The organism is Lentzea sp. NPDC003310, assembly GCF_040610935.1.
GTDB lineage: Bacteria > Actinomycetota > Actinomycetes > Mycobacteriales > Pseudonocardiaceae > Lentzea.
Genome location: NZ_JBEXNC010000020.1, coordinates 158344 through 167043, shown reverse-complemented (window position 1 = coordinate 167043; position 8700 = coordinate 158344). Strand labels below are relative to the sequence as shown.

The window sequence follows — 8700 nt, the reverse complement described above, 5'->3', positions numbered from 1 at the left end:
ACACCCGGTCCCATTCCGAACCCGGTAGTTAAGCCCTTCTGCGCCGATGGTACTGCACTGGTTACGGTGTGGGAGAGTAGGTCGCCGCCGAACTTACGTACAGAAGCCCCTGAGGGTAGAGCGCCACAAGCGCTCCCTTCAGGGGCTTTCTGCTTTGCCGGCACCAATCCCGCAAGGCTCCTGACCAGGCACTCCGCGGCAAGACCAACTCGATCGGGTGAACAGCGTCCTGATCGGCCCGCAACTCCCTCTAGTAGACAAACACCAAGGGGGTGTCCCAAAACCATGATCATCTTCGCCGCGCAATGAGGAAGACGCGTGGGGGCGCCAACGTCCCGCACCCCGCTGGACACGTCACACATCCGCCGACTCGGCACCAACCACGCCGAGCTCAACACGACCGCACCCACCACGCCGAGTCCAGTACAACCGCACCCACCGCACTTAGCCCAGCACGACCGCGCTCACGACACCGCACTCACCACACCGCACCCAGCAGATCGCACCCAGCAGATCGCACCCAGTACGCCGCACCCAGCGCCAAACGCCCCGCCGCCTCACCCGCAGCCGGTCAGCACCAACCACCCGGCCGCCCACCCGTAGTCAGCCATCACCCGAGCACCCGAGCAACCCACTGCCCGGTGAGTCACTCGACCCGGCCTGTCGTGCCCCTCAACCCAGACCGAGGTCCCGGTACCTTCTCACCCATGCACAACGAGCAACGTGCCTCCCGTCGATCGGCCGGCGTGGGCAGGACCGCCGACCTCGCGACGAACCCGTTCCGCGTCGACCGCGACCGCGTGGCGAGCTCCCCGTTCTTCGCCAGGCTGGGTGGTGTCACGCAGGTGGTCAGCTCCACCGGCTCGGGCTTGCTCGTGCACAACCGCCTCACCCACAGCCTCAAGGTCGCCCAGGCCGCTCGCGCCATCGCCGAGCGGCTCACCGGCCGGCCCGAGCTCACCGCGGTGCTCGAGAAGCTGGGCGGGTGCGACCCCGACGTCGTGGAGGCGGCCGCTCTCGCGCACGACCTCGGGCATCCGCCGTTCGGGCACCTCGGCGAGCAGGTGCTGGACCGGCTCGCTCGCCACAGGTTCGGGTTGCCGGACGGGTTCGAGGGGAACGCGCAGTCGTTCCGCATCGTCACGACCACCGACGTCCGCGGGCCCAAGGCGCTCGGGCTCGACCTGACCGTGGCCGTGCGGGCGGCGATGTTGAAGTACCCGTGGACCCGGCACCAGCCGCTCGACCTGGCGGTGGCGCCCCGTGGTGCGTCCGAACCGGACGACATGCCGGGCACCGGCAGCTCGAAGTTCTCCGCGTATGTCACGGAGACCAACGACCTGCGGCAGGCGCGCGAGCCGTTCGAAGGCCGTATCGAGACGTGGCAGCAGACTGTCGAGGCGAGTGTCATGGACACCGCGGACGACATCGCGTACGCGATCCACGACCTGGAGGACTTCCACCGGGTCGGGGTGTTGCAGCACGCGACGGTCGCGGCCGAGCTCGGGACGTGGCAGGCGCAGGCGCTCGACCTCGCCGGGCTGAGCGACGCGGAGTTGAGCGCGGAGATCCGGATGCCGGGGCGGTCGCTCGAGACTTTGCGGCGGCGCATGCACCTCAAGGACTCCTGGGTCATGAGCGACGAGGCGTTCGCGTTGGCCGTGCGGAAGGTGAGCAAGGAGCTCGTCGACGGGTTGCTGTCCGTGCCGTTCGACGGGTCGGTGGAGGCCGAGCAGGCCGTCGCCGGGTTCAGTGCCCGGTGGACTCGCCGGCTCGTGGACGCGGTCGGGGTGATCGAGGAGCCGACGCCGCGGTCGGGGCACGTCGTGCTGGCGGTGCAGCAGTGGCACGAGGTGCAGGTGCTGAAGTTCGTCCATCGGCGGTTCGTGTTGCTGCGACCGGATCTTGCGTTGCACCAACGTGGACAGGCACGGTTGCTGAGTTCGCTCGTGGACGCGCTCGAGCAGTGGGTGACCGACCGGTCGGAGGCGGATCGGTTGCCGCGCAGGCTGCACGACCTCGTGGAGCTGGCCGAAACGGAGTACGCGGCGCTCGCCCGGACGGAGCCGTCCACATTGGTCGGTGCGGCCGGGGACCTGCCCGTGGGGCCGGACGCTGTCCGGGGATTGGCGCGCGGGCGTGCCGTCGTGGACTTCGTCGCGTCGCTGACGGACAACCAGGCTGCCGCGCTGCTGGAAGCACTTTCCGGGCGAACCGGTCAGTTGTGGACTGACGCTTTTGTTCTGTGAAGTGTGATTGTGTCTGCTAAGTGAGAAGTAGCCCAATCGGATGCTGACTGTGATCAGGCAAGCACCATACGTTGGCGCCTCGACCGGGAATCGCCGGTCGCAGGCCGCGTGCTCGGGGGCACGCCAACGTTCGGGGGAGAAACCCTGTGCGCCGATCTCGAAGAGGCACGACGTTAGTCACCGCAGGTACCGCAGTTCTTCTGGCTGCACTCACCGCCGTCACGCCCGCGTCCGCGGATCCGGGCAAGGCGTCGAAGTCCATCACCGACCGCACCGCGGCACAGATCGCGGCGCTGCAGAGCATCAAGAAGTCGCTCACCCCAGCTGAGTCCAAAGTGGACAGCGCGCTCGTCGTGGAGGCGCGCAAGCGCGTCTCGGCCGCGACCACGAGTGCACTGCCGCAGGTGCAGACCGGCGTTGCCGTGACGCCGAAGTCCACCACCCTCGTCGACATCCGCGCCGAGAAGTACTCCGAGGACCTGGTCAACGCTGTCCGCGCGGCGGGTGGGCAGATCCGGGCAGTGTCCTCCGAGCACCGCACCGTGCGCGCCGAGGTCCCGGTCGCGAAGATCTCCGAGATCGCCGCGCGGTCCGACGTGGCACGCGTCGAGCCGGGCAGTGACGCGATGACGCAGGACGTGAAGAACAAGCGGGACACCAAGTCCCGCAAGCAGGCTCCGTCCAAAGAGGACAAGGCCGCCGAGATCGAGCGCCGGCTGTCGGAGAAGACGCTTTCCGTCCAGGCCGCCAAGGTCGCGGAGAGCGACAAGGCGCACGCCGCCGAGGCCGCGCGCGGCTCGTTCCGCGTGACCGGTGTCGGCACGAAGCTCTGCGCGCTGTCGGACGGCGTGGGATCGCTGGCCGTGTCGCAGGCCTCGGGTGAACTGCCGGCCGTCGACGTCCTGACGGGTCAGGCGGGCTCCGGTGACGAGGGCACCGCGATGCTCGAGATCCTGCACGACATCGCGCCCAACGCCGAGCTCGGCTTCGCCACGGCGTTCAACGGCGACGCGAGCTTCGCGGACAACATCAAGAAGCTGCGCTTCGAGCTCGGCTGCGACGTCATCGTCGACGACGTCATCTACTTCAACGAGTCGCCGTTCCAGGACGGCATCATCGCGCGCGCCGTGGACGCGGTCGTCGCCGACGGTGCGTTGTTCTTCTCGAGCGCGGGCAACCAGGGCAACGTCGTCGACGGCACCTCGGGCCACTACGAGGGCCAGTTCGTCGACTCGGGCGTGGGCGTCGGCAAGTTCGCCGGCTCCGCGCACGACTTCAACCCGGACCCCAACCAGAAGCAGCTGTTCAACCCGCTGTCGAACTTCTCCGGCGACACGCCCACCGTGCTGCACTGGGCGGACCCGCTGGGCCAGTCGGCCAACGACTACGACCTGTACCTGGTCAACGCGCAGGGCAACGTTGTCACCTTCAGCCAGAACAACCAGGACGGCGCTCAGGACCCGTACGAGCGCATTAACACCCCGTCCAGCTCCGCGGGCACGCGCCTCGCGGTCGTGAAGTACCGCGGTGACGACAAGTACTTCGCGCTGTCGTTGTTCGGCGGCCGCTTCGCCGACAGCAACGACGGCCTCAAGAAGTACGTCACGCCGGGCACCACGCGCGGCCACTCGGCGGCGAAGGGCGCGATCTCCGTCGCGGCCGCACCCGCCGCCGGCGCGCTGCCGTTCGACCTCGAACCGGGCGACCCGGCCAACCCGGCCGGTCCGTACCCGAACGCGTTCGACAGCACGCAGAAGCCGGAGCGCTTCACCTCCGACGGCCCGCGCAAGACGTTCTTCGCGCCGGACGGCACCCCGCTCGCCGAGACCCGGCAGAAGCCGGACATCACCGCGGCCGACGGTGTGACCACGTCGGTGCCGGGCTTCGCGCCGTTCTTCGGCACGTCCGCCTCGGCCCCGAACGCCGCCGCGATCGCCGGCCTGATCCTGTCCGGCAACCCGACGCTGACGCCCGCCGAGGTCAAGGAAGCCCTTGTCACCACGGCGATCGACATCGTCGAGTCCGGTGTGGACAACCGCACCGGCGCCGGCATCGTGATGGCCGACCGCGCCCTCGCCTACACGGGCGCGTCGCCGCAGGCACTGGCCCGCGCGCAGAAGCCGACGATCGTGAACGACGCCGACGGAAGCGCTTTCCTCAAGCCCGGCACGACGTCCACGGTGACCCTGCCGGTGGCCAACAACGGTGACGGCTCGGCCGCGTCGACCTCGGTCGTGCTGTCGACGACGTCCGCCGGCGTGACCATCGCGCCGCGGTCGAAGTACTACGGCAACATCGACCCGGGCCAGACGGTCAGCAACACCTTCAAGGTGACGGTGCCGGCGTCCGCCGGTCTCGGCTCGGCGGTCAAGCTCGACGCCCGCGTGACCTACGCGGGCTCGACCTCGCCGACCACCAGCTCGTTCACGTTGCGGGTCGGTGAGCCGTCGCGCGAGTTCAAGACGTTCGCGTACAGCGGCGCCCCGGTCGCCATCCCGGACAACGACCAGACCGGTGTGTCGATCCCGCTGCCGGTGACCGGTGTCGGCGCGGCCTCCAACCTGAAGTTCTCGGTGGACGGGGCCACGTGCTCCACGACCGAGGGGGCCACGACGGTCGGCATCGACCACACCTTCGTCGGCGACCTGGTGGGCACGCTCACCTCGCCGTCCGGCAAGTCCGTGACGCTGTTCTCGCGGGCCGGTGGCACGGGCAACAACATCTGCCAGGCCGTGTTCACCGACGACGCCACGCTGCCGTTCTCCGGCGTGACGAGCGCCAACGCGCCGTTCACCGGCTCGTGGAAGGCGGGGGCGCCGCTGTCCTCGCTGACCGCGGACGGTGCGGACGGCACGTGGGTGTTCAAGGTCGCCGACGTGGTGGGCTCCGACCGCGGCTCGATCCGCGCGGTGACCCTCAGCGTCGCCGGCTGGGTGTGATGAGCTGAGCTCACACGAACGGAAGGCCCCCGGCTCGCGAGAGCCGGGGGCCTTTCCCGTCCACGCGTGAACCGGGACAAGCGAAAGGGGCGCCTCCCGAAGCCGGGAAGCGCCCCTCGTACGTCGTCACAGCCCTGCTAGCGGTTCGGCCACTCCCAGCGGATGCCGAACACCCCGGGCCCGAACCCGAGCGCCACGGCGTGCACGCCGCCACCCGAGTCCAGGGTGAGGTTGCGGCGCCGGGACGGGGTCTCGTCGCCCGCGGGCACGCTGTACTGCTGCACCCGGGACGGCAGGTTCGTCTCGTCGAAGCGGACCTCGATCACGTACTCGCGCACCGGCAGGCGGAACTTGCGCGCGAACGTGTTGTTGCCCTTGGGGGCATGACCCTCGGGGAACACCAGCTGGTACTCCATGATGAGGGTCTCGCCGCGGGCCAGCGGCCGCTCGAACATCATCTCCGCGACCATGATGTTGGCCTCGTGGTCGCGGGCGATGCGGCCCAGGTGGCAGTTGCGCACGTTCAGGATCTCGGGGAGCACGTCGCTCTCCTCGGTCTCGAACACGAGCGCCCAGCGGTCGGGCCCGTCCTGCTCCGCCCGCAGGATCTGCCGCACCCACACGGATTTCTGCCCGCCGTCGGCAGAGATCTCGATGCGGTCGTGCTGGCTGATCCGGCCGAGCTTCAGGTCGGAGGACGTGTCGACCTTCGACAGCAGGTTCGCGACCCGCTCCCGGCGCGCCCAGAGCGCGTCGATCGGCATCATCGTCGTCGGACGGCATCGGCGGCCTCGCGGACGAGGTGGACCGAGCAGTGCCGACAGGCCCGACTGAGGCACGCCCAGGACCGACTCGAGGTGCCGCAGTGCCTCCAGTGATTCAGGGCGTTCAGGCCTTCGTCGTCCTGACTGCCAGTAGCTGAGCGTCGCGACGCTGATGGTCACTCCGCGCAGCGCCAACCGGTGCTGGATGCGGTCGAGGCTGAGTCGGCTCGCCTTGATCGCCGCCCTCAACGCTTCCGGGAACGGTCCCGTCGTCAAGAGCTGCGTAAGGCTGCCGTGGCCCGTTGAGTCAGTGTCGTCAACGGTCAGTGTTGGTCGACCGGCAGCAGTCGTCATGGTGACTCCCCGCTGTCATAAGATCACGCCCCAGTGACCCTACCCGTCCGTGAACACCGCTGGTCGGGACCGGATGGAGTCAATGGTTAATCCATACGGTTGACAGGTTCACGCTTTCGAGACTCATCTGTCAAGCACTCCGAACCCATCAGTAACATCTCTGTGCCGTTCACCGCGCGTGTCGGCGTGGTTCTAGTGTGTGCACGATGACCATCCCGGCCGTGCTGACTCGCGACTCAGTCGTTCCCGGCATCTGGGAGCACGACCCGCACTGCCAGGGTGCCGTACGTCCGTTCTGCTGTACCAAGGGGTGGGACGCGTGAGCCGGGTGCGGCCGGTGCCCGGCGGGCGGGCCGTCGAAGTCGAGCCCGAACGGGTCACCGGGTGGATCGACAGGTTCGCGCAACGGCACGGTCCCGTCGAGACGCACGTCTCCGCGTCCGATGTCGTCGTCACCGCCGAGGACGGCGCCACGGCCACCTTCGCCACACGCGGCGGTACCTCTCTCTATGAAGTGGTTGAAAAGTTGACGGAGCCGCGCAGGATCGGGCTCGTCCTCGTGCGCCTCGGCGGGCACAGCGTCGGGATCGCGTTCGGCGGCAGGGTCGAGGTGTCGGCTACGGACCGCAAGCAGGTGCACGGCCGCATCCGCGCCGGCGGGTGGTCGCAGCAGCGGTTCGCCCGGCGCCGCGAGGGGCAGGCGAGGGTCGCGCTGCAGGCCGCCGCGGACGACGTGGCGAGGGTGCTGGTGCCGCGACTCGGTGAGCTCGACAGCGTCGTGCTGGGCGGCGACTGGCAGGCGCTGGACGTCCTGCGCAACGACCGCAGGCTCTCGGGCGTCTTCCTTAAGGCCGAGGACCGCGTCCTGGACGTGCCGGAACCCCGGCGCACGGTGCTCGACGAGGCCGCTGAGCGGGCCCGCTGTGTGGAGATCGTGATCCAGGACACACGGGCAACCCTGGGGGAGCCCGGCCGCATGGATACGGGTGAGGGTGCCTGATCCTGGCGCCACTGACCTGCTGGAGCTGCAAGTGCGCAAACGAATGGTGATCGTGGCCGGAGCGATCGCGGTGGGTGCCATCGGCATCGCGGTGCCCGCGCTCGCGCTGAGCGGTGGCGGGACCACCGCGCCCCAGCCCACGACCTCGGCTCCGCAGCCGCCGTCCTCGACGAGGACCGAGGCGCCGTCGACCACGGTCCTGCCGCCCACGTCGGCCCCGACGAAGACGCCGACCACCTGGACCACCCCGAACCCCACGAGCCCGAACCCCACGACCTCGAAGCCGCCGGTCCAGACGACGCCCGCGCCGAGCTACCCCGTCGAGACCTCGCCCGCCACCACGCCGCCGGCCTCCTCGGAGCCCGCGAAGACCCCGACCACGTCGCCGATCGCGACGACGCCGGCTCGGTGAGGAGCCACCGCTGAACTGGGAGGCTGAGTTCACCGACTGCTTCGACCGGTGCGCCGACTCGATGCGCTTCACGGCGTTCTTGTTGTGCGGCAACTGGCACGAGGCCGAAGACGTCATGCAGTCGGCGTTCTTGAAGCTGTACCTGGCCGGTCCGAAGCTCAGCGACCGGTCGGGGCTCGAACCGTACCTGCGGCAGATCGTCGTGCGGACGTTCCTCGCCGAACGCCGCAAAGTGCGCTGGCGCAGGGAGAAGCTCACCGACTCACCCCCAGAGGGCCTGTCCTCCGTCCCCGGGACGGAGGACAGGCTCGTGGTGTGGCAGGCACTCTCCGCCGTTCCCGCGCGGCAGCGTGCTGTCCTCGTGCTGCGCTTTTGGCACGATCTGAGCGTCGAGGACACGGCGGCCGCGCTCCACTGCTCGACGGGCACGGTGAAGTCGCAGAGCAGCAAGGGCCTGGACGCGCTGCGGCGCAGGCTCGGCCCCGAGTTCGACCATCTGAGGCTGGAGGTGTGATGGTTCGCGAAGACGACCTGCGGGCGACTTTCTCCGCTCTGCACCAGGAAGAGGCGCCGCCGCGAGCCACCACCGCGGCCGAGGTGATCCAACGCGGCCGGGCCGTGCGCTCCCGGCGCCGCACCATCGCGGTGGTCGGCAGCGGCCTCGCGACCGCCGGCGTCGTGGCCGTGGCGCTCGCCGTCCTGCCCGGCGCGGCCCCGGTCGACCCCGCGACGCCGGCGCCGTCGACCACCTCGCAGCTGCCGCCGTCGACCACGCGGTCCGCGGAGCCGACGCAGGAGACCCCGAACCCGACGACACCGCAGTCCGGCAGGACCGAGAACCCTCCGGCGACACCGCCCGCGTCCGAGCCTCCGGACACGACGGCGCCCGGCACGCCGTCGACGTCCCTCACGAAGATCCCGACGTCGTCCTCGGGACAACCGGTCCAGAGCACCCCCATGACCTCGCGCTGACCGGCAGAAT

7 protein-coding genes and 1 rRNA gene are annotated in these 8700 nt (G+C 69.6%); 7 read left to right on the top strand and 1 reads right to left on the bottom strand.

Features of this window, described 5'->3' with window-relative positions:
• The 3 genes from rrf to ABZX02_RS35730 form a co-directional block, all read left to right on the top strand.
• Positions 1-93: ribosomal RNA gene (gene rrf, locus ABZX02_RS35740) — 5S ribosomal RNA — on the top strand; the annotation flags it as partial.
• Between the two features lie 614 nt (positions 94-707).
• Positions 708-2249 (top strand): dGTP triphosphohydrolase, encoded by a 1542-nt coding sequence (gene dgt / locus ABZX02_RS35735; RefSeq protein ID WP_355305110.1) that lies wholly within the window; start codon positions 708-710, stop codon positions 2247-2249.
• Positions 2250-2395: 146 nt separating this feature from the next.
• Positions 2396-5188 carry a S8 family serine peptidase gene (locus ABZX02_RS35730; protein WP_355305108.1) on the top strand — a complete coding sequence of 931 codons (2793 nt, stop codon included), beginning with the start codon at positions 2396-2398 and terminating at the stop codon, positions 5186-5188.
• Positions 5189-5325: 137 nt separating this feature from the next.
• Here ABZX02_RS35730 and ABZX02_RS35725 read toward each other — a convergent pair whose 3' ends face one another.
• On the bottom strand, positions 5326-6228 hold the full coding sequence (locus ABZX02_RS35725; RefSeq protein ID WP_256238757.1) for a hypothetical protein: 903 nt from the start codon (positions 6226-6228) through the stop codon (positions 5326-5328).
• Positions 6229-6625: 397 nt separating this feature from the next.
• On the opposite strand from ABZX02_RS35725, the gene ABZX02_RS35720 reads away from it, so the two are divergent.
• Genes ABZX02_RS35720 through ABZX02_RS35705 form a run of 4 tightly spaced genes read left to right on the top strand, consistent with a single transcriptional unit; the run spans position 6626 to position 8690 of the window.
• On the top strand, positions 6626-7306 hold the full coding sequence (locus ABZX02_RS35720) for an acVLRF1 family peptidyl-tRNA hydrolase (protein WP_355305105.1): 681 nt from the start codon (positions 6626-6628) through the stop codon (positions 7304-7306).
• Positions 7307-7337: 31 nt separating this feature from the next.
• Positions 7338-7718 (top strand): hypothetical protein, encoded by a 381-nt coding sequence (locus ABZX02_RS35715; RefSeq protein ID WP_355305121.1) that lies wholly within the window; start codon positions 7338-7340, stop codon positions 7716-7718.
• 10 nt (positions 7719-7728) lie between these two features.
• Positions 7729-8232, top strand: coding sequence for a SigE family RNA polymerase sigma factor (locus ABZX02_RS35710; RefSeq protein ID WP_355305119.1), 504 nt, complete (start codon positions 7729-7731; stop codon positions 8230-8232).
• Entirely contained in the window at positions 8232-8690 is a 459-nt protein-coding gene (locus tag ABZX02_RS35705; protein WP_355305103.1) for a hypothetical protein, read from the top strand. The genes ABZX02_RS35710 and ABZX02_RS35705 overlap by 1 nt, the downstream gene beginning before the upstream one ends.
• Positions 8691-8700 lie beyond the last annotated feature (10 nt).

Excerpts from the sequence above, each read along its gene's own strand:
- dgt (WP_355305110.1), top strand. The coding sequence starts at position 708 with ATGCACAACGAGCAACGTGCCTCCCGTCGATCGGCCGGCGTGGGCAGG.
- ABZX02_RS35705 (WP_355305103.1), top strand. The coding sequence starts at position 8,232 with ATGGTTCGCGAAGACGACCTGCGGGCGACTTTCTCCGCTCTGCACCAG.